At 70.8% G+C, this 26,816-nt stretch carries 16 protein-coding genes; 6 read left to right on the forward strand and 10 right to left on the reverse strand.

The annotated features are described in order from the left end of the window. Positions 1–15: 15 nt before the first annotated feature. Entirely contained in the window at positions 16–1,476 is a 1,461-nt protein-coding gene (locus ACWIGI_RS05150) for an AMP-binding protein (RefSeq protein WP_454201081.1), read from the forward strand. A gap of 133 nt (positions 1,477–1,609) precedes the next feature. Then, positions 1,610–1,990: a hypothetical protein gene (locus tag ACWIGI_RS05155; protein ID WP_454201082.1), complete on the forward strand. Its 381-nt coding sequence runs from the start codon at positions 1,610–1,612 to the stop codon at positions 1,988–1,990. A 24-nt stretch (positions 1,991–2,014) separates the two neighbouring features. Here ACWIGI_RS05155 and ACWIGI_RS05160 read toward each other — a convergent pair whose 3' ends face one another. The 10 genes from ACWIGI_RS05160 to ACWIGI_RS05205 form a co-directional block, all read right to left on the reverse strand. Then, positions 2,015–2,899, reverse strand: a complete 885-nt coding sequence (locus ACWIGI_RS05160; RefSeq protein WP_454201083.1) for a hypothetical protein — start codon at positions 2,897–2,899, stop codon at positions 2,015–2,017. A 45-nt stretch (positions 2,900–2,944) separates the two neighbouring features. After that, positions 2,945–3,463: a DUF4442 domain-containing protein gene (locus tag ACWIGI_RS05165; protein WP_454201084.1), complete on the reverse strand. Its 519-nt coding sequence runs from the start codon at positions 3,461–3,463 to the stop codon at positions 2,945–2,947. A 35-nt stretch (positions 3,464–3,498) separates the two neighbouring features. Then, positions 3,499–4,959 (reverse strand): beta-ketoacyl [acyl carrier protein] synthase domain-containing protein, encoded by a 1,461-nt coding sequence (locus ACWIGI_RS05170; RefSeq protein WP_454201085.1) that lies wholly within the window; start codon positions 4,957–4,959, stop codon positions 3,499–3,501. Positions 4,960–4,985: 26 nt separating this feature from the next. After that, a complete protein-coding gene (locus tag ACWIGI_RS05175) occupies positions 4,986–11,564 on the reverse strand; it encodes a type I polyketide synthase (protein ID WP_454201086.1) in 6,579 nt (2,192 codons plus the stop codon). 22 nt (positions 11,565–11,586) lie between these two features. After that, positions 11,587–12,426, reverse strand: coding sequence for a class I SAM-dependent methyltransferase (locus tag ACWIGI_RS05180; RefSeq protein ID WP_454201087.1), 840 nt, complete (start codon positions 12,424–12,426; stop codon positions 11,587–11,589). A 148-nt stretch (positions 12,427–12,574) separates the two neighbouring features. After that, positions 12,575–14,080, reverse strand: coding sequence for a flavin-containing monooxygenase (locus tag ACWIGI_RS05185; RefSeq protein WP_454201088.1), 1,506 nt, complete (start codon positions 14,078–14,080; stop codon positions 12,575–12,577). Then, positions 14,077–14,685, reverse strand: a complete 609-nt coding sequence (locus ACWIGI_RS05190) for a hypothetical protein (RefSeq protein WP_454201089.1) — start codon at positions 14,683–14,685, stop codon at positions 14,077–14,079. The genes ACWIGI_RS05185 and ACWIGI_RS05190 overlap by 4 nt, the downstream gene beginning before the upstream one ends. Beyond that, positions 14,682–14,912, reverse strand: coding sequence for a hypothetical protein (locus ACWIGI_RS05195; RefSeq protein WP_454201090.1), 231 nt, complete (start codon positions 14,910–14,912; stop codon positions 14,682–14,684). The genes ACWIGI_RS05190 and ACWIGI_RS05195 overlap by 4 nt, the downstream gene beginning before the upstream one ends. After that, on the reverse strand, positions 14,909–15,880 hold the full coding sequence (locus ACWIGI_RS05200; RefSeq protein ID WP_454201091.1) for a metallophosphoesterase family protein: 972 nt from the start codon (positions 15,878–15,880) through the stop codon (positions 14,909–14,911). Before ACWIGI_RS05200 ends, ACWIGI_RS05195 begins: the two co-directional genes overlap by 4 nt. Then, the gene (locus ACWIGI_RS05205) at positions 15,877–22,278 is read right to left on the reverse strand and encodes a type I polyketide synthase (RefSeq protein ID WP_454201092.1); all 6,402 of its coding nucleotides are present in this window, start codon (positions 22,276–22,278) and stop codon (positions 15,877–15,879) included. The genes ACWIGI_RS05200 and ACWIGI_RS05205 overlap by 4 nt, the downstream gene beginning before the upstream one ends. A gap of 340 nt (positions 22,279–22,618) precedes the next feature. On the opposite strand from ACWIGI_RS05205, the gene ACWIGI_RS05210 reads away from it, so the two are divergent. From ACWIGI_RS05210 to ACWIGI_RS05225, 4 genes are read left to right on the forward strand one after another with little or no spacing between them, the layout of a single operon-like run. Beyond that, positions 22,619–23,059: a type II toxin-antitoxin system Rv0910 family toxin gene (locus ACWIGI_RS05210; RefSeq protein ID WP_454201093.1), complete on the forward strand. Its 441-nt coding sequence runs from the start codon at positions 22,619–22,621 to the stop codon at positions 23,057–23,059. Then, positions 23,059–23,802 carry an ABC transporter ATP-binding protein gene (locus ACWIGI_RS05215; RefSeq protein WP_454201094.1) on the forward strand — a complete coding sequence of 248 codons (744 nt, stop codon included), beginning with the start codon at positions 23,059–23,061 and terminating at the stop codon, positions 23,800–23,802. The genes ACWIGI_RS05210 and ACWIGI_RS05215 overlap by 1 nt, the downstream gene beginning before the upstream one ends. Positions 23,803–23,810: 8 nt before the next feature. Further along, on the forward strand, positions 23,811–26,294 hold the full coding sequence (locus ACWIGI_RS05220; protein ID WP_454201439.1) for an ABC transporter permease: 2,484 nt from the start codon (positions 23,811–23,813) through the stop codon (positions 26,292–26,294). Further along, a complete protein-coding gene (locus ACWIGI_RS05225) occupies positions 26,291–26,815 on the forward strand; it encodes a hypothetical protein (protein WP_454201095.1) in 525 nt (174 codons plus the stop codon). The genes ACWIGI_RS05220 and ACWIGI_RS05225 overlap by 4 nt, the downstream gene beginning before the upstream one ends. Position 26,816: the final 1 nt, after the last annotated feature.

A 26,816-nucleotide genomic window follows, 5' to 3' on the forward strand; every position in this document is an offset into this window, starting at 1 on the left:
ACGACATTCGGCGAGGTGCTCGCCGAACACGCGGCGGCGCGGCCGGATTCCCCGGCCGTCACCTGCGGCGCGGACACCCGCACCTGGGCCGAGCTGGACCGCGACAGCAACCGGCTGGCCCGCACGTGGACTCGGCTGGGTGTGACCCCCGGCGCCTATGTCTCGATCATGCTCGAGAATTCCCCCGCGTTCATGACCGCGGCGTTCGCGGCCTGGAAACTCGGCGCCGTGCCGCAGCCCCTGTCCGCGCGGATCACCCCGGCGGAGCTGGATGCCATTCTCGCGGTGGTGGATCCGGCCGGTGTGGTGGGACTGCCCGACGGCCTCGGCCCGGACGCCGCGAGCCGGGTCCGGTTGCCCGCGGTCGCCGACCCGGCCGACTCGGCGGACCCGCTGCCGCGGCGCATCTCCCCCGCGTGGAAGGCTCCCGCCTCGGGCGGCAGCACCGGCCGGCCCAAGGTGGTCGTGGCGGGCAACGCCGCGGTGCTCGGCGAGGTCATCGGATTCGCCGACGTGCTGGGCATTCCCGGCGAGGGTGTGGTGGCGGTGCCCGGTCCGCTGCATCACAACGCGCCGTTCATGTTCGCGGCGCTGGCGCTGCTGCGCGGCTCGCACGTGGTGCTGCAGGGTCGCTTCGACGCGCGAAACCTGCTGGCCGACATCGTCTCCCATCGGGTGCAGTGGCTCTACGCGGTGCCCACGATGATGCAGCGGATCTGGCGGCTCGATCCGGAGGTGCGCGACGCCTACGACCTGTCCACGCTGGATCTGGTGGTGCACATGGCCGCGCCGTGTCCGGCCTGGCTCAAGCGGGCCTGGATCGACTGGCTCGGCGGCGAGCGGATTCTCGAGATCTACGCGGGTACCGAGGCGCAGGCGGCCACCGCGATCACCGGTGACGAGTGGCTCGAGCATCCGGGCTCGGTCGGGCGCGCGGTGCTCGGGGAGATCACGGTGCTCGGTCCCGGCGGCGAGCCGCTGCGGCCCGGTGAGGTGGGTGAGGTGTGGGTCCGCCGCGGCGCGGGAGCTCCGGCGTCCTACACCTATCTCGGTGGCGATGCCCGGGCCCGCGCGGGCGGCTGGGAGTCGCTCGGCGATCTGGGCAGTCTCGACGAGGACGGCTACCTCTACCTCACCGATCGCAACACCGATCTCGTGCTCGTGGGCGGTTCCAACGTCTATCCCGCCGAGGTGGAGGCGGCCCTGGCCGAGCATCCCGATATCGCCGACGCGTGCGTGATCGGCCTGCCGCACGAGGACCTCGGCGCGGCGCCGCACGCCATCGTGCAGGCGTCGGCGGCGCTCGACTTCGATGCCGTCCTGGCGCTTCTGCGGGAGCGGCTCTCGCCCTACAAACTGCCGCGGAGCCTGGAGATCGTCGACCACCCGCTGCGCGACGATGCCGGGAAGGTGCGCCGCACCGCCTTGCGTGCCCAGCGGCTCGACCGGGCGGACGGTGCCGTCGGCGATCGGTGACGCCGCGGAATCGACGGTCCTATCGCGATCAAGGGTGCCTGGCGGCAATTAGGGGCAGATGTCCGATACCGCCGGGTAAGCGGCGCTGGCAGCATTGCCGACTTCATCCCTGCAATGTGAGGAGTCGGTACTGATGAGAAATCTCCGGAATTCCGTGTCGGCCGCGATCGCGCTGAGCGCGGCCGGTGTGGTGCTGGGTGCGCCGCAGGCGTCGGCCGAGATCGGTGCGCGCGTGGTGATCGCGGGCGGTGGGCTCAGCAACGGGTTCGGAACGGGCTGCACGTACCAGGTGGTGGCGACCGGCAACACCGGCGCGGGCATGGAGTTCTTCGACAACGGCGTCCGATTCGCCGCGACCGAGGGCAGCGACGCCCCGAAAACCTATGTGGCCAACTGGATTCCGGCCACCGTCGGAACCCATGCCATCGAGGTCACCCAGGGCGGCGAGTCGAAGGTCATCATGCTGACGGTCGGCACCGGAATCAACGGCGGCAGTTCCTGCCTGGTCATCTAGCCGGCAGCGGGCGCCCTCGCCGATTCAGCCCCGCGGTGCGGGGTTGATCGTGTCGCCGTCCCAGCTGAGGTCGGAATCCTCGGCGATCTCGAAGGCTTCGAATCCGTTGTCGGCCAAGACCGCGTCGATCAGCGCCCGGTCTCCGGCGATGATCGTGGAATCGAAGTCGATCTCGGTGGCCAGGACCCACGCGTGATCGGCGGGCCAGAGCAATTGCGGTGTGACCCCGGGGAAGTCCGGCGTCCAGCCCAGGCCCGCGGTGAAAACCCAGGCGGGGTCGGCGAGTTCGGCGAGGCCGGTGTCGAACAGCAGGAAATCACGGCCGGGCCAGCGCAGGAACGGCCCGGCCGTGGCCGCCCGCTCGACCTCCGGTGCGACCGAGGCGGCCAGTTCGGCCGCGATGCGCGCACGCTCGTCGGCGAGGTCGCGAGGATCACCGTCGGTGGCGGCGACCAGGAGCGTGCCGGCTGCGGAATCGAACTGGCCGAAGCCGTTCCAGACCCCGGCGGTCAGCTCGTCCGGCGTCGCGGTGGCGGCGCGGAGATGGACGGTGAGCGCGGCGAGCAGGCTCGGGTCGAACCAGCCTTCCTCGCTCTGGCCCACCGACCAGCCGTCGGCGAACGACATCGCCGCCTCGTCCTCACCGTCGGTCAGGTTGCGCCACTGCACCAGCGGATGCATGACTCTGCCGTTGCGCGCGGCGACTTCGGCCCACGGCCACCGCGCCTCCTCCACGATCGCGGGCGTACCCCACTCGTCGATGACCGTACCGTCGCGGCGGGTCGCTTCCACCGGGTGCAGGATGCGCGCGTACGCCTCGAAACCGGTGCCGGCGACGCTCCCCGGCCCGTTCTCGCCGACCCGTGCCAGGAGCCGGTCGCCGCGCGCGACGTCGGTGGTGATTCTCACCCCACCAGCCTAGGCAGCGATGGGCCGCGACGCCCCGGCCGCGCGTCAGGCGGCGGCACGGCGTATGTACAGCGACTGGGTGGCCCGGGCCACGAGTGTGCCGGTGGCGGAGCGGATTTCGGTGACGTGGGTGGTGATCGACTTCTCGCCGCCCGCGGTGGCCGCGCGAATCACGTCGAGCTCGGGCGCGGGCAGGGTCATGGTGGCGGTGAGGGTGCCGTGGCCGGGAGCGAGGAAGTCGATGGAGCCGGTGGTGTTCCAGATGCGATAGCCGGGACCGAGCTGACGACCGGCCATGACCGCGTAGAACGGGTCGGTCATGGCGAAGAGGGTGCCGCCGAAGGCGGAGCGGTTCACGTTGCAGTTCCAGGGGCGGACGCGGTGGGTGACGCGCACCCAGGTCCAGTCGGGAGCCACCTCGCGGACGCGGACCCCGGCGAACAGGAACGGCGGATACGAGCTCATGAACAGCGGGAACAGCTTCGGGCCGACGGGTATCGACCGCGCGCCGCGCGGGGCGGGCGCACGTTCGGTGCCGGGACGGGAATCCGGTGGGGTCGACACAGCGGCAACGCCTTTCGGGTGACTGGGCAGGCGGTTCAGCGTAGCGCCGGGGTGGCGCGCGGCGCGGTGCCCAGAAACGACGGGACGCAGGTGACCCGATTCCATTGCGGCCGTGCCACGTCCACGTCGGCGGTCAGGTGCGCGGGCGCGGGTCCGACGATCGCGTGGGCGTTGGTGCCGATGATGCCGAACGAGCTCACCCCGGCGAGCGGTCCCGACTCCGCCGGGGACCACGCCGCGCTCTGCCCGGAGATCCGGATATCGGCGCCCTCCAGGTCGATGCGCGGGTTCAGAGTCTGGAAGTTCGCCACCGGCGGCACGGTGCGCTCCCGCAGGCACAGCAGCGCCTTGAGCACACCGACCACGCCCGAGGCCGCTTCCAGGTGCCCGAGATTGGCCTTGGCGGACCCGACATGCAGTGCCCTGCTGCCGTTTCGCGCCCCCAGCGCGGCGACGATCGCGTTCACCTCGATGGGATCCCCGAGCGCGGTGCCGGTGCCGTGCGCTTCCACGAGCCCGATGTCCGCGGCCGTGCGTCCCGCGTCGGCCAGCGCGGTCTCGATCACCCGGCGCTGCGCGTCGGCGTTGGGCGCGGTGAAGCCCGAGGAGCGGCCGTCCTGATTGATCGCGGTGCCGTGCAGCACGCCGAGCACCCGGTCGTTGTCGCGTTCGGCGTCGGCGAGCCGTTTCAGCACGATCATGGCGCAGCCTTCGCCGCGCACGTAGCCGTTGGCGCGCGCGTCGAACGTCTTGCAGAGCCCGTCGGGCGCGAGGGATCCGGTGTGGTTGATCGCCCGGGTCGACCCCGGGGACAGCACCAGATTGACCCCGCCGGCCAGCGCGATATCGGATTCGCCGCGCCGCAGCGATCCGACGGCGTGATGGATCGCCACCAGCGAGGAGGAGCACGCGCTGTCGAATGCCACGGCGGGGCCGGTGAATCCGAAGGTGTAGGCGATGCGCCCGGCGGCGAAGCTGTGCCCGTTGCCCAGCGCCCAGTGCGCGTCGGTCTGCTGGCGGGCCCAGTCGGCGTAGTCGTGGCGGCCGGTGATGCCCACGAACACCGAGACGATCTCCGCGCGCGCCCGGGCGGGGTCGATGCCCGCGTGCGCCATGGCTTCCCAGGACACCTCGAGCAGCAGCCGGTGCTGCGGGTCGATGGCCTGTGCCGCGCGCGGGCTGATGCCGAAGAACTCCGGATCGAAGTCGAGGGCGTCGTCGATGAAGCTGCCCCGCGACGGGAGCAGGTCCCACTCGTCCTCGAAGGGCCAGCGCCGGTGAAAGGGCATGTCCGCGATGAGGTTGCGGCCCCGGGACAGGACGTCCCAGTAGCCGTCGAGGTCGTCGACGCCGTCGCCGAGCCGCAGCCCGGCGCCGACGACGGCGATCGGGCCGCTCGAATCCCGTTCCGCCAGTTGGGCGCGCAGCTGTTTGATTGTCTGGGTGGCACGGCGCAGTGCGGCGCCTTCGACCGCGCGCGGGCTGGGGTTGTCCATGAGTGTTCTCCTGATGTCCGGTGCCGTCAGGCGGTGCCCGCCTCGACCTCGGACAGCGCGCGGTCGAGTCGTTCGCCGATCGCGCCCGCCAGGGTCTCGGTGGTTCCGTAGGTCCACAGCAGCGTGGGTGAAAGCCGCAGCACGAACGCCGATTCCAGGCGGTTGCGCAGTTCCAGGCTCATGAGCGAGTCGAGTCCGAGGGCCTTGAACGGGGTGCTCGCGTCGAGTTCGGCTGTCGGCATGCGCAGTACGCGCGCGGCGACCTCGACTATCTTGTCCCGCACCAGGATCTGCCGGTCGTCGCCCGTCGCGGCGGACCAGGCGGCCTGGAACTCGCCACCGGTCCGGCCGGGCCGCCCCTCCCGCGCGCTCGCGCGCAGTCCCTGCCAACTCGCCTGCGCGGCGGCGTCGGGGTGGGCGTCGAACCATTGGCGCGCGTCGAAGGACAGGTACCCGACCACGTCGCGGTCCTCGGTCAGGAAGGCGGTCAGCGCGGCCCAGGCCGCGTCGGCGCCGAAGCCGCCCATGCCCTGTTCGGCCAGGCGCGCGCCCCGATTCTCCTGGGCGGCGGCCAGGCCGATCTCGGCGAAGGGGCCCCACTGGACGCTCAGTCCGGGCTGTCCGGCATGTCGCCGGGCCCGGGCCAGGGCGTCCAGGTAGGCGTTGGCCGCGGCGTAGGCGGCCTGTCCCGGATTGCCGATCAGCGCGGCGGCCGAGGAGAACAGCACGAACAGGTCCAGGGGGTCGGACGCGGTGAGGGCGTCCAGGTGGCGGGCGCCGTCGATCTTGGGGCGCAGTACCCGTTCGAGCTGATCGGGCCGCAGGCCCAGGATCGTCGCGTCGTCCAGGATTCCCGCCGCGTGGAAGATCCCGCGTACCGGGGGCAGTTCGGCGCGGATGCAATCCAGGGCTGCGGCAAGGGATTCCCCGTCCGAGACGTCGGCCCGATAGCTGTGAATCCCGGGCTCCCCGGTGGTGTCCGGTGCGTTGCGGCCGATCAGCGCGACCGCCCCGGCGCCCGCGGCGCGCAGGTGGACGGCCAGGCTGCGGCCCAGCGCACCGTGGCCGCCGGTGATCACGTAGGTCCCGTGCGCGCGGAAACGGCCGTCCGGCAGGGGTTCCGGGGCGATCTCGGCCACTGTTTCGGGTGCGGTGAGCACCAGTTTGCCGATGTGGGCGCCCCGGGTCATGCGCGCGAGTACGGCTGCGGCGTCGGCGAAGACGTACGCGGTGACCGGCAGCGGGGCGAGGGCGCCCGAGCTGATCCGATCCCAGGCCGCGCCGAAGACCGCGGCGAAGCGTTCGGGTCGCCGCGCCATCAATCCCGTGAGATCGACCGCGGCGAAGGTGATTCCCTTCGCGAAGGCGTGCAGGCCGATACGACGGCCGGCGTAGATGTCCTTCTTGCCGACCTCGATGAAGCGGCCGTCCTCGGCGAGCAGCGCCATGCCCAGGTCGATGGCGGCGCCGGTGAGGGAGTTGAGCAGCACGTCCACCCCGTGCGGGCCGGTCACCTCGCGGACCCGGTCCGCCCAGCTCAGGTCGCGGGAGTCGAAGACGTGCTCGAGGCCGAGTTCGCGGCGCAGGTACGCGCGGCGTTCGGGGGTGCCCGCGGTGGCGATGATCCGGGCCCCGATGCCGCGGGCGACGCCGATGGCGGCCAGCCCCAATCCGCCGGTGCCGGAGTGGATGAGCACGGTCTCGCCCGGTGCGAGCCGGGCCAGGGTGACCAGGGCGTACCAGGCGGTGGTGGTGACCATCGGCTGGGCGGCGGCGATCTCGGTGGCCATCCCGGCGGGGATCGGCCGCGTGTGGTCGGCGCGCACGGTGAGGTGCGAGGCGATCGCGCCGAATCCGCAGCCCACCACGCGATCTCCCACGGCACGGCCGGTGACCTCGGGTCCGACCGCGCGGATGACGCCGGCGCATTCGAGCCCGAGCAGGTCCGGTGCGGCGGAATCGTCGGGGTAGGTGCCCGCGGCCTTCATGGCGTCGATGAAATTCAGTGCCGCGGCGTCGATTTCGATCAGCACCTCCCCCGCCCCGGGTTGCCGCACGTCCAGCGGCCGGTAGCGCAGGCCGTCCCAGAATCCGCCCGCGGTCCGGGCGAGCCGGAACGGTTGGGCGGGCGTGCGCCACGGGCGCGCGGCCACGGCCGGTTCGGGGCGCTCGCCCCGCTCGAGGTGTGCGACGAAGCGCTGGTCGGGGCGCAGCACGACCTGGTCGGCGCCGGTGCGCGCGAGGAGTTCGGCGGCGCAGTCGTCGAACCGCGGTTCCAGGTCGCGCTCGGGGGCCAGGTCGATGAGCTCGGCGGACAGTTCGGGGTGTTCGCGGCGGAGCACGCGCACGAATCCCCAGTAGAGTGCGCCGCCCGGGTCCGGTCGGTCGCCCGCGTCGGCGGCCTGGGCCCCGGTGGTCACCACGACCAGGCGCGGCGGCGTGGATGTCGTTCGGACACAGGCGCGTACGAGGTCGGCGAGGTCCGCCAGTCCCCGCCGCTGCGCGGACAGGCCCTGCTGTTCGGCGGGGGCCAGGTAGACGACGGTGCCCGCCGACGCGAGGGCCCCGTCCGCCATGGCGGCACTGGCGGCAGCGGGTACGTCGGTGGCGGCACGGGCCACCACGACGGCCGTGCCGGGATTCTCCGTGGCCGTGGCGGCAGCGGGCCCGGACGCGGTGCTGCCCGCAATGCCGCCTGAATCCGCACCGGCAGAATAGGTTTCAGCGACAGACGCAGTGGCAGCTACAGCAACAGCCGCAGTTGCACCCGTGCCGGGAGCTACCCCGGCGACGGTGATTCCAGGTTCGGTGGCCGCTTCCGCGGCAGCGCGACCTGGGACGCCCAGATCACCGCCGACCGCGCCGACCGGCTCTGAGACATGGCGGGTCTCCGCCCCTACCGGGGCCGTACCGGCGGTGGTCGGGGCGGAGACGATCCGTGCGCCCGTGCGGCGCAGGGCGGCGGACAGGACGGCGGCCTGCGGCGCGGAACCGGTGACCGCGAACACCTCGGCGGGGGTGTCGGGGGCAGGGCGGGGGGTGGGGCGCAGGGTCAGGGTGAACTCGCGGTCGTAGGGGCGGGTCTGCGTGGGATCGGGGGCGATCTCGACGAGTTCCAGGCCGAGCAGGCGGGCCAGGGGCTCGTGGTTCGGGGCGTAGAGGTGGATGTCGGCGGTGGTGTCCGAGCGGCGGATCGCGAGCACGCGGGCGGCATCGATGAAGCCGGACGGTTCGGCGTCAAGCACCAATTCGGCTATGCCGGCGGGGAGCACGGTGGTCTCGCCGTCGAACAGCGTCAGGGCGGTCTGCATGGCGCAGTCCAGCAGGACGGGGTGCAGTTCGCCGGGATGGGATTGGGCTCGGGCGCGATCGCTCAGGGCTATCTCGGCCAGCGCCACCTGTTCCTCGTCCGTTCGCAGGCGGCGCAGTGAGCGCACGCCTCGGAAATCGGGGCCGTAGTCGAGGCCGCGGCGGGCGCAGGCGGCGTAGAAGTCGGCGGGGTCGATGATCTCCGTGGGTTCGGGATCGGCCGCGGGGTAGGGGCGGGGCGAGGTGGGCCGGTCGAGGGTGTGCAGGGCGCGGCCGCGCGCGTGCACGGTCCAGCCGCCGGTGTCGACGGTCAATGAGGCGATCTCGAAGCTAACGCCGGCCGAGAAGTCTTGGCGCAGAGTTACTTCTGCGCGGGCCGGGGCGGTCCCGAGCACGAGCTTCTCGATGAATCGCACCCCCGACAGTGCCACCGGGCGGGTGCCGAGGTGGGTGCCCGTCGTCGCGATCGCGAGGGCGGCCAGCATCGCGCCGGGGGTCACCACCGCTTCCCCGACGCGGTGATCGGCCAGCCACGGCAGGGCGTTGCGGTCGAGGGTGACCGTGGCCTGCCACGCGGTGGCGTCGATGACGCTGGGATACAACGGAACTCGTAGCGGGTCGGTCGCCGGCGTGGCCGCCGAGGCTCCCTCGGCGAACCAATGCGACTGCCCCGCGAGGGGATACGGCGGCAGGGTGATGCCGGATCCGACCGTCGTACCCGCGCCGGGTCGCAGTCCGGCGACGAAGGCGCGGGCGCGGCTGCGCGTCATCTCCGCGACCGGGTCGCGATCGCGGTGGCACGACGGCAGCGCGACGGGCGGCACGGCGCGCTCGGCGGCGAGCTGTTCCACGGCGGGCAGCAGCACCGGGTGCGGGCTGATTTCGATCACATGGGTGACGCCCGCCTCGAACACCGCGGTCATGGCGTCGGCGAAAAGCACCGGCTCGCAGAGGTTCTCGACCCAGTAGTCGCCACCGAGGTCCCGCGCCGCGACGGGCCGGACCAGGACCGTGGACATCATCTCGATCGCACCGGGCCGGGGCGTCACGCCGCCGAGTTCGGCCAGCAGCGGCGGGCGCAGTGCCGCCATCCCCGGGCTGTGCGAGGCGTAGTCGACGGTGACCATCCGGCAGAACACGCCGTCCGCGCCGAGTATCTCGGCCAGCGCCTCGATGGCGTCGGCGTCGCCCGACAGCACGCACGAGGTCGGCCCGTTGTGCACCGCCAGCGCCACGTCGTCCTCGAAACCCGCGATGGCTCCGGGAATCTCATCGACCGGCAGTTCCACGGCCAGCATCCGCCCGGTACCGGCGACCGAGCGCAGCAGCGCGCTGCGCCGGGCGACGATCAGCGCCGCGTCGTCGATGTCGAGCAGCCCCGCGACGGTGGCCGCCGCGATCTCACCCTGACTGTGCCCGACCACCACGTCGGGCACGATGCCCGCCCGCCGCCACATGACCGCGATCCCGAGCGAGAGCACCCACAGCACCGGCTGCACCTGGTCGACCCGGTCGAGCCACCCCGGTCCCGCCGCGCCCGACACGACCGCGACGGGGTCCCAGTCCACGTACGGCCGCAACGCGGTCGCGCACGCGTCGACGGCGCCGGTGAACGCCGGATCCCGCCCGTACAGCGCGGCTCCCAGCCCGTGCCACTGACTCCCCTGCCCCGGAAACACGAACGCCGTACGCCCGCCCTCGCGGGCCCGCCCGCTCACCACCCCGGCCGTCTCGCCCCCCGGATCGTCCGCGTATCCACGCAGCGCCCCCGCGACCTCCCCCGCGTCCGTGCCGAGCACGGCCACCCGCAGCGCCAGGTCCGGCCCCCGCCGCACGAGCGCGGCCCGGACCTCGTCCAGCCGCTCGGGCGCGGAGTCCACCAGGTCCGCGATGTCCCGGCAGCGCTGCCGCAGCGCCTCGGCCGAGTGCCCCGACACCGCCACGAATCCTCCGGTCCCCGGCTCGGTGCCGACCGTTGCGACCGAATCCGGCACGGCCGCAACCGGCGTCAGGGGTACATCCGCGCCGCGGAGGACGACGTGGGCGTTCGTGCCGCCCCAGCCGAAGGAGTTCACGCCGACCAGGGCATCGGGGCCGGTCTCGAACGCGGTGTGTTCCTGAACAATTCGCAGGTTCAGGGTGTCGAAGGGGATCTCCGGGTTGGGGGGATCGGCGTGCAGGGTGGGTGGGATGCGGCCGTGTTCCAGGCACAGGACGGCTTTGACCAGGCCCGCTATGCCGGCTGCGGCTTCGAGGTGGCCTATGTTCGTCTTGATCGAGCCGATCGGGAGGGGGGCCGCCGGATCGCGGCTCGCGCCGAGTATCTCGCCCAGCGCCCGCGCCTCGATGGGATCGCCACGGCGCGTACCGGTTCCGTGCGCTTCCAGGTAGGCGAGTCTGCCGGGGTCCAGGGTTCCGGGCGGGTAGGCGCGGCGGAGCAGGTCGCGCTGGCCGTCGAGGCTGGGTGTGACCAGGCTGCGGCCGCCGCCGTCGTTGTTCACCACGGTGTGCTCGATGACGGCCCGCACCCGGTCGCCGTCGCGCAGCGCCGCGGACAGGGGTTTCAGGTAGAGCGCCACCACGCCCTCACCGCGCACGAAGCCGTCCGCGTCCGCGCCGAACGCCGCGCACCTGCCGCGCTCGGACAGGCCGCCGAAGTGGGTGAGACCTATCGAAACATCGGGCGCCAGAATCAGATTCACGCCGCCGACCACCGCCGAGTCGATGTCGCCGGATCGGATCGCCCGGACCGCAAGGTCGAGTCCGACCAGCGCGGAGGAGCACCCGGTCTCCACGGTCAGGCTCGGCCCGGTCAGTCCGAGGAAGTACGACACCCGCGCCGCGATGATGTCCAGCGCCGTGCCCACCGCACTGTGCTGACTCGCGCCCAGACCGAGTTCCTTGCGCAGGATCTGATAGTCGTGCCAGGAGGCCCCGATGTAGACCCCGGTCCGGCTCCCGCGCAGCGAGCCCGTCGGCACCCGCCCGTCCTCCAGTGCCCGCCAAGTCATTTCGAGCATCAGCCGCTGCTGCGGATCGATGTCCGCGGCCTCGCGCGGGGATATTCCGAAGAACGCCGCGTCGAACAGGTCCACGCCCTCGAGGAACCCGCCGACGGCCTGGATCCGTTTGTCACGATCCAGGGGCGCGTGGGCGTCCCACCGTTGCGGCGGCACCGGCACGATGGCCGTGCCGCCCGCGTTCAGCAGCTCCCACAGCGCGTCGATGTCCGCGGCGCCGGGAAACCGGCCCGACATGCCGACGATGGCAACGGGTTCGCTCGAGTGTGTGTTCATCGGATGTCTCCGCCCCTTCGATTCACCGTTCCGCGCGCGCACCCGAGTGCGTGAAACGCACCGCGCCGCACCACAGCAGCGACTTCTCCAGCGGCCCGATCGCGTGTTCCGGGGTCCACGCCGAGCCGCGCAGTACCGGCTGCGATCGCTTGGCCAACGCAGCGGCCCGGAACACCGACGCCGCCGAGTCGACCGTCCACCCCCGGAAGAAGTCCAGCGGCGCGGCGAATTGCCAGCGGGCGGAAGCGAGTTTGCGCCCGAGCGTCAGATTGACCATGCGCAGCATGCCCGGCGACCAGTGATCCATGGCCCACCAGCGGATGTCGGGGCGGCGCAGCGCGTCACGCAGGGTGGCCACCTCGGCCGGCGGCAGGTACGGCAGCAGGCCCTCGGTGAGCACCAGGGTGTTTTGCGCGCCCTCGGTCGCCTCGTCCAGGAACGCGGTCAGCGCCGCGGTGTCGGTCACGTCCAGCGCGCGGGTGACGCGCCGGCAGTTCGGCGTCTCCGACGCGAGCACCGACTCCTTGTAGCCCAGCAGATCGGGCAGATCCGCCTCGTACCAGTTCAATTCGGCGGGCAGCTCGAGCCGGAACGGCCGCGTGTCCAGACCCGCGGCCAGGTTCACGACCCGATCGCAGCCGGCGGCGATCGAATCCAGGATCAGATCGTCGATGAGCTTGGTCCGGACCACCGTGGGCCACATGCTCGGCCCGGTGGCCGTCATCGTGACGCCTTCGGGCCCGGCCAGCCTGGCGGCGAGCCGATCCCGGTACAGGGCGTCGGGGCGTTCGGATTCGATCGCCCGGTACGCCGCCACCCAGCGGGCGGTGTCGGAGACATCGCGTATCGACGGCTCGGTCATGAGGGGCTCCCGTCCCGCGAAGACTCCCGGTCTGTCGCTTTTCTCGTGGTGCATCCGTAGTGCTCGATCGGTGGGCGCCCGGTTCGCCACCGGGCGGTCGGCGCGGTCACCCGCCGGAATTCCGAGACCTCACGCAGGGGCGCTCCGGTCACGAGTCCGCGGTTTCCCCGACGGTGGTGAAGGAGTAATGGTCGAGAGGGAAATGCCTGGTCCGCCACGCTGCCTCGACGGTGCTGGTGGGCCGGAACACCGGTACGTCGCCGTTCTCGTCGAAGTACCAGCTGTAGGTGCGCTCGCAGTGCGATCGGAAGAACAGCGTCGACCGCTGACGTTCGATCATTCTCGCCACGAACGCGCGGTACGGGCCGGGTTTGATCTCCACGGCGGTCGCGCCCCGGCGACCGGCCTCCTGAATGCAGCGAACGGCGTGGTCGATGCTGCTCTCGACGGTGACGAAGAAGGCTCCGGTCATGGCGTAGAAGCCGGGAACGGCGAAGTTGTTCGGCAGGTACGGCAGGGTCATGCCCTCGTAATAGCCCTTGCGGTCGGAAGAGACGAGCGCTCGCATATCGCGTCCGTCCCGGCCGGTGGTCTTGAAGGGCGGCTGGTTGGTCTCATCGAGCGTTTCGAAACCCGTTGCCAGAATGAGGGTGTCGAACTCGTGGTGCACGCCGTCGACGGTACGCAGACCGGTCGCGGTGATTTCGGCGATGTCGGCGGTCACGAGATCGACATTGTCGCGCGCGAACGCCTTGTGATAGGTGTTCGACATCGACATGAACTTGCAGCCGAACCGGTAGTTCGGGCTGAGCTTGGCCCGGATCTCGGGGTCGGGCACCCAGATCCGCAGTGCCAGTTTGCTTATCAACTCCAGCAGGGTCACCGCCGCCGGGAACTTGAAGCGGAAGACGGCGTTGTACAGCACCTCGAGCCAGAACATCGCGATCCAGCGCGGGAGGAACAGGGTGAACGGCAGCATCCGGAAACCGAAGCGCAGCAACCTCGGCAGCGGGAAGTCGGGCTTGGGCAGTACCCAGATCGGCGTGCGCTGGAAGACCCGCACCCGCTCGGCGATCTGCGCCATCGCCGGAATGACCTGCACCGCCGAGGATCCGGTACCGATGACGCCGACCCGTGTACCGGTCATGTCGTGCGTGTGATCCCAGCGCGCACTGTGGATCACCCGGCCGTCGAACCTGTCGAGTCCCTCGATGTTCGGGTATTTCGGCCGGCCGAGCCCGCCGTACGCGCTGATGAGGAACCGGGCGTGGATCGGCCCCTGAGTGGTGTCCAGTCGCCAGTGATGCTCGGTGTCGTCCCAGGTGGCCGCCAATACCTCGGTGTTGAGCCGCAGGTGCGGTCGCACGCCGTACCGATCGACGCACCGATCGGCATAGGCCTTGATCTCGTGTCCCCGGGCGTACGAGCGCTCCCAGTTCGGATTCCGTTCGAAGGAAAAGCTGTATCCCCAGATCGGAATATCCACGGCGACATCGGGATATGTGTTCCAGTGCCACACCCCGCCGAGATCATCGGCCTGTTCGATGATTACAAAGTTCGTGATCCCGGCCTGGCGGAGCTTTATCCCGGCGCAGATTCCGGAGAATCCGGCGCCGATGACCGCTACCTCGAGCAGACTGCCATTGTCGGTCATGATCGTCTCCTGACGAACTCTCGGACACGAAGGGACAGGGCCCGCCCGCGCGTGGCGATCCGGCGGGCCCGGGGGCGCGGGGGTGCTACCACCGCGGTGTCGACGCTCGATTCGGGCGTCATGAACATCGCGGCGGCATAGTCCGCGAACAGGTCGGCGGTCGCGAAGTCCTTGCGGGCCATCAGCTCGTCCATCACCGCGCCGAGTAGTTCCGGATCGGCTCGTTCGGCGACCTCGCCCATGACTTTCGGGTTCATGAAGGGCGCGGCGTCCGCGACCGCCACCGCGTCGATTCCGGCGAGCAACGCTATGGATCGCTCGGTCCGGTTGTCCAGCAGCTGCGCGCTGAGCGAGCGCCCGAGCAGCCGCGGCGGCAACACCCCGGTGGCCAGGGGCACGGCCACCCGCAGCGGGGCGAGCCTGCCGATCCGTGTCAGCCGCCCGTATTCGACGGCGTAGCGATCGTGCAGGTGAGCCACCACCCGGTCGCGCAGATCCGAAAGGTCCTGTGCGTCCAACTGTTCGAGATAGTCGAGGCGTTCGGGCTCCACGTGCAGGGCCTCGGCCAGCTTGCCGACCTGGATCCGATTCGCGCGGTCGCTCATGCGCGCCGCCCGAGCAGGACCGAGCCCAGCAGCGCGCGCACGGGGCGGGGCCGGGCGGCGTTCTTGGCGGCCAACTCCTGGCGGGCCAGCCTGCGGTCGCGGATCGGCGCGGTGCGCAGCAGCGCCAACAGGTCCGCACACTGCTGCTGGGACAGCGCCGAGAGAGCGGGAAGCCGCGCCCCGAGTTCGAGCTCCAGGGCTCCCCGGGGGTCCGTCGTCGAGTTCATCGTGATAGCCGTCCTTTGTCGCCGGGTGCGTGGCGAGCGAGCGAAACCGCCAATCGCAGTGCGCGATCCACGGTCCGTCGCCCGATCGATTCGGTGCGCGCGGAGGTGGTGGGTGCGGGCAGGATTCGGCACAGCAGCGGATCGGGCAGCCCGCGCCGGCGCCATTCGCGCGGATAGCCGATGGAGACCTCCTCGAACCGCACCCCGTCGTAGTGGTCGGTGCGGCGCAGATGCAGGTGCCCGTAGACCACACAGGCCACGTTGTACCGGCGATGCCAGTCCGCGGTGAGATCGGTGCCGCACCACATCGCGAACTCCGACCGGAACAGTCGATCCGTCGGATTCCGCACCAGCGGAAAGTGATTGATCAGCACCAGCGGCACCGCCGGGTCCACGCCGTCCAGCCGCTCGCGGGTGTAGCGCACACGCTCGGCGCACCACTGCTCCCGCGAGTCGTAGGGGTCGTGCGCGAGCAGGTGCTCGTCGGTGGCCAGGGTGCCCCTGGCTTCGGCGAGCGCCAGACCCGCTGCCTTGGTGTCGATTCCGCGCGGCAGGAAGGAGTAGTCGTAGAGCAGGAACAGCGGGGCCAGCACCGCCGGCCCGCCCGCGCCCTCCCACACCGGATAGGGATCCTCCGGTGTCACCACATCCAGCTCGCGGCAGACCTCGACCAGGCGGCGGTACTTGCCCTCACCGCGCAGATGCCCGGGATCGAGAGCGGTGGTCCACAATTCGTGGTTTCCGGGCACCCAGATCACCTTGTCGAACCGCTCGCGCAGGGTCGAGAGCGCCCAGCGGACGGCATCGGTCTTCTCCGCCACGTCACCGGCCACGATCAGCCAGTCCCCCGGCGAGTGCGGCCGGATCCGCTCGACCACCTCGCGATTGCCGAGGTGGCTCACGTGCAGATCACTGACCGCCAGCACGCCGGGTTCCACGCCGCTCACGCGGAATCCGTCGCCGCTCACGCGGACCCCTCTGCCGCTCCCACCGCTGCGCCGAGCCTGCCCATCGATCCGCTCAGCCGGGCCATCAGCTCCGCGGGCACCGGTCCGCCGTCGTGGATGGCGGACAGGCGCTCGAGCAGCATCTCGACCTCGGCGATGATCGGGTCGGCGAGCTCGGCGTCCTGCGGGGTGATCTGGTCCAGCACGTGGCGGGCCAGCAGGCTGACCGTGGGGTACTGGAAGATCACCGAGTTGGCGAGCTTGACGCCCGTCATGGCCCGCAGGTGGGTGCCGAGTTCGATCGAGCTGAGCGAGTCGATGCCCATCTCGGTGAACTCCCGATCCGGTTGCACCGCATCGGGCGAGGAGTACCCCAGCACCATCGAGATCGGCGTCTTCAGCAGCTCGACGACCGTCTCGTGCTGTTCGGCCGGACTGAGCCCGGCCAGCCGCTTGGCCAGCTGCGTCGGATCCCCGAGCTGCTGGGTGGCGCGCGGGCGGGCGTGCAGCAGCGCCCGGAAGAACGGCGGCAGTTCGGCCACCGACTGGGCCACCCGCAGCAGCGACAGATCCATGCCGATGGGCAGCACGTACGGCGCTCCGGTCCGCAGCGCGGAGTCGAACAGGCCCAGCGCCTCCCCGGTCGGAATCGGCGTGATGCCCATGCGGCCGAGGCGGGCGCGGTCCTTCTCGTCCATGCCGCCGGTGTTGGAGGTGTCCTCGGCCCACCAGCCCCACGCCATCGCGGTGGCGGGCAGCCCCCGGTGGTAGCGATGCCGGGCCAGGCTGTCCAGGAACACGTTGGCCGCGCCGTAGTTGGCCTGGCCGGGTGCGCCGAAAGTGCCTGCCGCCGAAGAGAACAGGACGAACATCGACAGATCCAGGTGCTGGGTCAGCTCGTGCAGGTACCACGCGCCGTTGGCCTTGGCGGGTAGCACCGCGTCCAGGTGATCGGTGGTGAGCGCGGCGAAGGTCGCGTCGGCGAGGGTGGCCGCGAGGTGCACGACCGCGCCGATCGGATGCGCGGCGGGCACACCGGCGATCACCGCGGCCAGCGCGTCGCGGTCACCCGCGTCGCAGGCCGCCACGCTCACCCGGGCCCCGGCCGCGCCCAGTTCGGCGATCAGCTCGTCGACGCCGCCGGCGGTGGCGCCGCTGCGGCTGGTGAGCAGCAGGTTCCTGGCGCCGTACGCGGTGACCAGGTGCCGGGCGATGATGCCGCCGATCTTGCCCGTACCACCGGTGATCAGGACGGTGCTCTCCGGATCGAAGGCCGTCGGCCAGGTGAGTACCACCTTGCCCACGTGCCGTGCCTCACCGAGGTGCCGCAGGGCCGCGGCGGCGTGCCGCACGTCGAATCGGGTCAGCGGCAACGGCGCCAGCGCACCGGAGGTGAACAGCGCGGACAGCTCGGACAGCAGGCCGCTCACCACGTTCGGGTCCAGTGCCCCGAGTTCGAAGGACGCGTAGGACACCCCGTGCTCGGCGCGGATCGCCGCCGGGTCGTGCACCGCGTCGCGGGCGATCTCCACGAAACGTCCCGTGCCCGAGAGCAGGCCGAGCGAGTCCAGAGTGAAGGCGTCGGGCAGCAGGTTCAGCACGATGTCCACGCCGCGTTCGCTCGTGAACCGTTCCGCGAACGCGCCGGACCGGGAGTCGGCAAGGTGATCCTCGGCGAAACCCATGCCCCGCAGCACATCCCACTTGGGCTTGCTCGCCGTGGCGAACACCTCGAGACCGAGGTGCTCGGCCACGTTGACCGCGGCCGTGCCGACCCCGCCGGTCGCGGCGTGCACCAGCACGCGTTCCCCGGACCGGGCCGCGGCGACATCGCGCAGTCCGTGCAGGGCGGTCAGGTACGCCACCGGCGCGGCGGCCGCCTGCGCGAACGACCAGGCCGGGGGCACCGGGGCGAGCAGCCGGTGATCGGCGGCCGCGATCGCGGCGATCTCGTCGAACAGGCCGAATACCCGGTCACCCGTGGCGAATCCGGTCACGCCCGCGCCGACGGCGCGCACGATGCCCGCGGCCTCGTGCACGAGCCGGGCCGGGGTGCCGGTGCCAGCGGCGACACCGGTCAGCGCGACGGGGAACGAGAGTCCCGCGGCCCGCTGTTCGACCAGGACCGTGCCGGGCGCGAGGTCCGCGCCGGTGTCGCCGTCGGCGACCTCGGCCAGCGCCACGTCCTCGAGATTCCCCGAGGCCGGGATGTCGAGCCGCCACGGCCCGGACAGCCGGGCGCCCGCGGTGGCGGCGGCGTCCAGACCGGAACGGATTCGCCTGCCGAAGAATTCGCCGCGCCGCAGCGCGAGCTCGGGTTCGTCGGTCTGCAGCGCGGTGGCGAGCTGATCCAGGCCGATGCCGGCCTCGTCGAGATCGAGTTGCAGGATCCGGTCCTGGTGCTCGGACTGCGCGCTGCGCACCAGCGCCCAGACCGTGGCCCCGGCCAGATCGGTGACATCCTCCGCCGCCGCGACCGCCTGCACGCCGCGGCTCAGCACGACGAGCTTGGTCTCGGCGAAACGCTCGTCGGCCAGCCAGGTTTGGATCGTGCCGAGCATGTCGGCGAGTTCCGCGCGCACGGCCTCGCTCGGGTGCGCACCGGGCTCGGTGCCCGCCGAGGCCGCAACCCGGGACAGCACCACCACCTTCGGGGGTTCGACGCCCTCGGCATCCATTGCGACGTAGAAGGTTTCGAGGTCCGGATAGGTCGACGGCGCCGGATCGCCGTGCACGCCCAGCGGCTGCTTCCCGACGATGGCCCACTCCCCCGGACGGCCGGAGTACCGCGCCCGCTGCACCGGAACGCTCAGCCAGTCCACGCCGAACAGCGAGTCCTGACGCCCGGACAGACCGCGGGTGGCGAGCTTGGTGGTCGAGATGGTGCGCACCTGCAGCGTGCCCGCCGCGACGATGCGGCCGGTGCTGTCGCCCAGCACCCAGCGCAGCCGGTCGGTGCCCGCGGGCGTCAGCTTCACGCGCAGCGCTTTCGCGCCCACCGCGCGCAGTTCCACACGCTCCCAGGCGAACGGGAGCCGGATCGCGCCCGCTTCGGACGGAATCAGCGCCGCCGCGGCGGAACCGGTCTGCATGGCCGCGTCCAGCAGCGCCGGATGCAGGCCGTACTTGTCCGCGTCGGCCACCGCGTCCGGCAGCGCGACCTCGGCGAAGATGTCGTCTCCGCGCCGCCAGACCGCCTTCATGCCCTGGAAGACCGGGCCGTACTGGTAGCCGAGCGCGGCCAGGGTCTCGTAGGCGGGACCGGGCTCCATGGCCTGGACCGCGCCGACCGGCGGCCAGAGCTCGAGGCCCTGGGTATCGGCGTCCTCGGTGCGCTTCACCGCGGTCAGATGCCCGTCCGCGTGCAGGCTCCACTGGCTCTGGCCGGGCGCGCCGTCCTTGTCCTCGGGCCGGGAGTAGATGGCCACCGACCGCCGCCCGGGTTTGACGAGTTCACCCACCACGACCTGCAGGTGGATGGCGCCGTCGGCGGGCAGCGTGACCGGGGTGTACATGGTCAGCTTCTCGACCTGCGGCGCGCCGAGCCGGTCGCCGGCGTGCAACGCCAGTTCCAGCAGCAGCGCGCCGGGCAGCAGCACGTTGCCGTGCAGGGCGTGGTCGGCGATCCAGGCGTGGGTGGCCAGCGCGATCCGGGTGCTGAACTGGAAGCGGTCGGCGCCGGGCAGTTCCACGACCGCGCCGAGCAGCGGGTGCCCGGCCTCGGCCAGGCCGAGCCCGCTCGGCTTGCCGCCGCCGGTGCCCGACACACTGGCCAGCCAGTACTTCTGTCGTTGGAAAGCGTAGGTGGGCAAAGGAATCGAGCGCGCGGAGCCGGCGGGGTAGATGGCCTGCCAGTTCGGCGAGACACCCTGCACGTGCGCCTCGGACACCGAGGTCAGCAGCCGCCGGATGCCGGCGTCCTCCCGCTTGAGCGATCCGGTGATGAGGCAGGATTCGGCGAAACCACCGAGTGATTCGTGCATCGCGGCGGTCAGGACCGGATTCACGCTCATCTCGATGAAGGCGTTGTAGCCGGATTCGAACGCGGATTGGAAACCGCCTTCGAAGTTCACCGCCTCGCGCAGGTTGCCGAACCAGTAGTCCGGGCCGAGCGCCGCGGTGTCCAGCACGTCGCCGGTCACGGTCGAGAAGAAGACGATGTCGCTCGCGCGCGCGGTGACCGGGGCGACGGCGGCCTCGAGTTGCTCGCGCAGCACGTCGACGTGGCAGGTGTGCGCGGCGTAGTCGACCGGAACCTGCCTGGCCCGTACGGCATCTCGCTCACAGCGCGCGAGTACCTCGGCGACGCTGTCCGCCCCGCCCGCGACCACCGTGGTGGACGGGGAATTGACGGCGGCGACGTAGATGTCATCGATACCGGCCAGCAGCTCGCGCACCCGGGCGACCGGGGCGTTGATCGAGGCCATGCCGCCGGTACCGGCCAGCTCGCGCAGCGGCTTGCTGCGCAGGGTCACGATGCGCGCGGCGTCGGCCAGCGACAGCGCGCCCGCCACGTACGCGGCGGCGACCTCGCCCTGCGAGTGCCCGAGGACCGCGTCCGGCTCGATGCCCAGCGAACGCCACAGTCCCGCAAGGGAAACCATCGTCGCGAACAGCGCGGGCTGTACCACGTCGACGCGTTCGATCGACGGCGCGCCCGGCGCCTCGTTCAGCACGTCGGTCAGCGACCAGTCCACGAATTCCGAGAGCGCGGCCTCGCACTCGGCGATGAGCCCGGCGAAGACCGGGGATTCGGCCATGAGCTGCGCCGCCATGCCGGCGTACTGCGCGCCCTGGCCGGGGAAGACGAAGACGACCTGGCGCTCGGCGGCCTGGCCGCGGATGGGCCCGACCGGCGCGCTGTCGGCGACCGCCGCCAGCCCCGCCAGCAGATCGACACGGTTGCCGCCGAGCACCACGGCGCGGTGATCGAAGGTGGCGCGGGTGGTGGCGAGCGCGTGACCCACTTCGCGGGAGGTGAACTCCGGGTTCGCCTTGACGTGCTCGGCGAGCTGGGCGGCCTGTTCGGCCAGCGCCTCGGGGGTCTTGCCGGAGATCGGCCAGATGGCAAGCGGCACTTGCTGTCCGGGCTCGACCGGTGCGATCGGCTGGGCCGGGGGCGCCTGCTCGAGGATCACGTGGGCGTTGGTGCCGCTGATGCCGAAGGACGAGACGCCCGCCCGGCGCGGGCCCTGGCGTTCGGGCCACGGCACGCTCGCGGTGACGAGATCGACCGTCCCGGCGGACCAGTCGACGGCCGTGGTCGGTTCGCTGACGTTCACCGTCGGCGGCACCACCCCGTGCCGCATGGCCTGGATCATCTTGATCACGCCGGCGATGCCCGCGGCGGCCTGGGTGTGGCCGAAGTTGCCCTTGATCGACCCCAGCAGCAACGGCTCGGTGGCCGAATGATCGCGCCCGTAGGTGTCGAACAGCGCTTCGAGTTCGATGGGATCGCCCACGGGCGTTCCGGTTCCGTGCCCCTCCACCACGTCGATGTCGGTGGGCGTGAGATCGGCCGCGGCCAGGGCGGCCCGGATGAGCTTGCCCTGCGCGGCGGCGCTGGGTACGGTCAGCCCCTTGGTCGCCCCGTCCTGGTTCACGGCCGCGCCGCGCTGAATGGCGAGCACCTCGTGGCCCAGGCGCCGGGCGTCCGAGAGCCGCTCCAGGATGAGCACGGCCACGCCCTCGGACATGCAGAATCCGTCGGCGTCGGCCGAATAGGGCTTGCTGCGACCGGCTTTGGAGATCGCGCCGTGCTGGCCGAGGGCGAAGAAGCCGGTCAGCGTCGACATGATCGAGACGCCGCCGACCAGGGCCAGCGAGCACTCGCCGGCGTTCAGGGCCTGCCCGGCCAGGTGCATGGCCACCAGCGACGACGAACAGGCGGTGTCGATGCTCATCGTCGGGCCCTGCAGACCCAGGATGTAGGAGACCCGGCCCGAGAGCACGCTCTGGCTCACGCCCATGGCGACGTAGCCGGGATCCAGGTCCTTCTGGCCCGGGATCAGGTAGGCGTAGTCGCCGCCCATGGCGCCGATGTAGACCCCGGTGTCGCTGTCCTGCAACGTCGTCGGGTCGATTCCGGCGGATTCCAGTGCCTGCCAGCTGGTTTCGAGCACCATCCGCTGTTGCGGATCCATTGCCTTGGCCTCGCGGGGGCTGATGCCGAAGAACTCGGGATCGAACTCGCCGGGCTCGTCGATGAACCCGCCCATCGGCGCCATCGCGGCGGCCACCTCGGGCGATGCCATATCGGCGAGCTCGGTCATCGATCGGTCGGATGGAAACTTGCTGGATGCATGCTGGCCATCGATCAGGAAGCGCCACAGCGCCTCCGGCGAATCGATGCCACCGGGAAAGCGGCAAGCCATACCGACGACCGCGATCGGATCGTCAACGAGAACGTGATCAGTCACGACTGCCCCCATGCGGGTAGAGATGTCCCGTCCGGGTTAAAGAACGGGATTCAGAATTGATGAGTTTCCAGCGCCCCTGCGGCGACCCAAAGCGACTCTGCCAGATGGCTATTGCGCCGACGAGCAGGAAGGTACCGCATCCCATGGAGGCCTGCAACAGGACCTCAGCTAATTTGAAGTACACGCTACTCGGAATCACTTGCAAACCGCGTTGCGATAGTGAGAAGCTCCCTGCCACACTGTGGCCGACACGGCCCGGGTGCCACGTGCGTGCGTCCGTTCACGTACGGGCGAGTAGGTTCGCGACAGGTTTGCTGAGCGCGTCTCTTCAGGAGGGGTAATGGCCGAATTCGAGGTCTCGAGAGCGCTGGAAGCCAGTCCGATGCAGCTGTATTCGATCATCGCGAACACCTCGACGTGGCAGGATTGGTTCCTGATGCACGACGGCTTCCTCGAGCAGCCGCCCGAGCGGATGGCCGTGAATTCCACACTGGTGCAGAACATTCGCATGCTGGGTATGTCGCACAAGCTCGAGCTGACCATCACCGCCTTCAAACCGCCGATGCAGCTGACCCTGTCCGGGCGCAGCGAGATCGGGCTGGTCTGCGAATTCACCTTCGGCATCGAGCGACGCCCGGGCGGTTCCCAGCTGACCATCGCCGGCAATTTCACCGGCTCGATGCTCAACGCTCAGCTCGAGCAGGTGATCGAACGGGACGCGCATTCCCAGCTGACCAATTCGATGAGCAAGCTGGCAACCCTGTCGGAGGTGGACGCCTGATGGCGGCTACGGCGCCGATGCTCGAACTGGCGAATGTGGTGCGGGAGTATCGCATCGGCGGCGAGACCGTCCGGGCGCTGGACGGCGTGAGCCTGGAGATCTCGGCGGGACAGTTCGTCTCGGTGGTCGGGCCGTCGGGAGCGGGCAAGAGCACGCTGCTGCATGTGCTCGGCGCGCTCGATGTGCCATCGTCGGGTTCGATTCGATTCCAGGGCAATGAGATCGGTGCCTTCGACGACGACGAGCAGTCCGAATTCCGGCGGCACCATGTCGGATTCGTCTTCCAGTTCTTCAATCTGCTGCCGACGTTGTCCGCGTGGGAGAATGTAGCGGTCCCGAAACTACTGGACGGTACGGGATTACGAGCGACCAAAGCCCGGGCACTGGAGCTGCTGGAACTGGTCGGCATCGGCAACCGCGCCGAGCACCGGCCCGCGGAGCTGTCCGGCGGACAGATGCAGCGCGTTGCGCTGGCCCGGGCCCTGGTCATGGATCCACCGCTGATCCTGGCCGACGAGCCCACCGGCAACCTCGACTCGAAGACCGGCGCGGCCATCATGGCGCTGCTCGCCGACATCGCACGCGGCGATCACGCTGTGGTCATGGTCACACACAACGCGGAGGCCGCGAGCACCACCGACCGTGTCCTCACCCTCGGTGACGGCCGAATAGTGCGTGACGAGAGCGGCGCGACCGAAACAACCGGGCGGGAACCGGTTACGACATCGGCGGAGCGCCCGTGACGGCGCTCATGGACCGCTGGCGACTGTTCAGCGTGCGCGAGTTCGCCGTCCATCGCGGGCGGACGATCGCCTCGACGACGGTGATGGCGGTCTCGGCGGCCTTCCTGGTCGCGGTGTTCGGCATCTTCGGGTCACTGTCGGGATCGGTGAACCAGCTGATCGACAGCCTGGCGGGCAAGGCGACGCTGGAGATTTCCGGCGTCACCGATTCCGGCCTGCCCGCCGCGATCCGCGCGGATGTCGCCGCGGTACCCGGTGTGGCGCACGCGGTGCCGATGCTGCGCACCAAGGTGCCGAGCGCGGCGGGACCCATGCTGTTGCTCGGCGCCGATCCCAGCTCGGCGGCCCTGGAAAGTGACCTGCAGGAGGCGGTGGAACGTCACCTGGGCACGCTGATGACCACCGCCAACGGCGCGCTGGTCGGCCCCGGCGTCGGCGTGGCGGCGGGCGAGCGCTTCCGGATCGGCGCCGGCGAGGTCACCGTCGCGGCGGTGCTGTCCGGCCCGAAACTGGAGCAGCTCAACGCCGGTCACTACGTGCTGACCTCGCTGACCGTCGCACAGCGGATCACCAATCGGAGCGGCCAGCTCGACTCGGTACTGATAGTTCCTACGCCCCAGGCGGATTCGGCCGAGCTGCGGGCGGCCGTCGAGGCCGCGGTCGCGGATCGAGCGCTGGTCGCGGAACCGAGCGTGCGGGCGGTACAGACCGGCGGAGCGCTGCGCATGCTGCGCTATATGACCCTGATGGGCGCCGCCCTGGCGTTCATCGTGGCGGCCTTCCTCATCTACACCGCCATGAGCATGGCAATCGTCCAACGGCGACCGGTCATCTCGATGCTGCGGGCGGTGGGCGGCCGGCGTTCGACCATCGTCACCGACCTGCTCGTGGAAGCCGCGGTGATCGGCGCGATCGGCGGTGCGGCCGGATCGGCACTGGGCGTACTGCTCGGCCGCGCCGCGATCGACACCCTGCCGATGGCGCTCATGCAGTCGATCGAGGCGCGCATGACGTATTCGCTTCCGCTCTACGCGATTCCGATCGCCGTCGCAGCCGCCGCCGGGACGTCCATGGTGGCCTCGGGCGTCGCGGCGTACCAGGTGTACAAGGTGTCACCGGTCGAGGCGCTGGCTCCGGTCGGAGCCGGCGTCGCGGACCGGGTTCCGTTGCTGCTGCGCCTGTTCGCGGCGATGGCGGCGATCATCAATGTGACCGTCGCGATCATCCTGGTGCGCCTGCACCTGGACGCGTTCGTCTGGTCGGGAATAGCGCTGTGCCTGTTCTTCGGGGCCGGCCTCATGCTGTGTTTCGCGTTCACCGGATCCCTCGTCACGGCCACCTCGTGGGTCGCGCGCCGCTTCGGCCGGGCGGGTGAGCTCGCCGCGACCTCGCTCGAGCGTGCGCCGCGCCGCGTATGGGCCACCCTGATGACGGTGTTCATGGCCGTCGCCGTGACGGTGACCATCACCGGCGCGAACAATGATCTACTCGGCGCGATCCGCGGTTCCCTGGGTTCGACCGGCACGGTCGATGTGTGGGTGAGTTCGCATCCGCCCGACGAGTTCCCCACCGGGCCGACGCTGCCCGCGGACCTGGCGACGCGAGTCGCGGCCGCACCCGGGGTCGCGAGCGTCACCGAGGGCCAGGTCGCCTACGCGACCATCGGCGACGAGAAGGTGATGCTGTACGGACTCGCCGCCGGTGTGGTCAATCCGCTGTACGAGGGGCTCGACGAGGCCCGGCGGGCGGACGTCGTCGCGGGGCGCGGCGTCGTCGTATCCCGGGACATGGCGCGCGATCTCGATGTCGGCGTCGGTGACGAACTGTCCGTTCAGACCCCGCGCGGGCCCCAGCGCACCCGCGTGGTGGGTGTCGTGTCCTACTTCTCGGCGATGACCGGCACCGTCGGCATGGGCCTGGACCAGATGCGGGAGTGGTTCGACCGGCCCGGATCGACCATTCTGCAGATCGAGGGCACACCCGGAACCGACGGTGCGCAGCTCTTGGCAGCCGTCGCGGAGCTGTCGCCACCGGGCATCCAGGTCTTCTCCGGAGCGACGTCGCTGGCGAACGTGGAGAGTTCGGCCAAACAGGGCATGGCGGTGGCGAACGCGGTGTGGATGATCATCGTCCTGATCGCCGCGGTGGCCCTGCTGAACACGCTGACGCTGTCGGTGCTCGAACGCCGCCGCGAGATCGGGGTGCTGCGCGCCATGGGCGCGAGCCGCCGCCGCACCCTGCGCATGGTGCTCGCCGAGGCCGCCGGGATCGGCGTGGTCGGCGGGGTGCTCGGGCTGGGGTTCGGCCTGGCGAGTCAGTACTTCTTCGACGCCCTCACCCCGAACATCATGAATCTCGAGGTGTCCTACCGGCCGAGCCCGCTGGCGCTCGCCTTCGCGGCCGGGGCCGTGGGATTGAGCCTGCTCGGCTCGATTCCACCCGCCGTGCGGGCCGCCCGGCTCAATATCATCGATGCGGTGAGCATCGAATGAAGCAGAGGGAAATCATGTTTCTTCGCAGGTCTTTTCGAGTCCGCGCCCTGGTCGCCGCGGCGGTTCTGTGCGCGGTGACCGGCACGCTGTCCGCGTGCGGGGACTCCGGTGACTCCACCGCGCCGGTCAGCCGGTCCAGTGCCGCGCCGGTCACCGACCAGCCGCCCATCCCGCTGCCCGGCGTCGCCGATCTCAATGTCGGCCTGACGCTGGCGCTGGACCCGAATTCGCCGCGGGCACAGGCCGTGGACGTGGTTCAGGGTTCGGATGTCGATCCCGAACTCGTCACCAAGATGGCCCAGGCCGGGGTGAGCAACGGCGTGCAGATCACCGTGACCGGGGTGCGGTACGCGGGCAACGGCATCATGGAGGCCACCGCGAAGCTGTCCCTGAACGGCAAGCCCGTCGAGGGCGACGCCATCATCCCCTTCGTCGCGGAGAACGGCCGCTGGAAACTACAGCTGGCGTGGGCCTGCCAGATGCTGACAAACACCGGGGCCACCTCGCCGGCCTGCACCTGAG

Source organism: Nocardia sp. NPDC055321 (genome assembly GCF_053645575.1).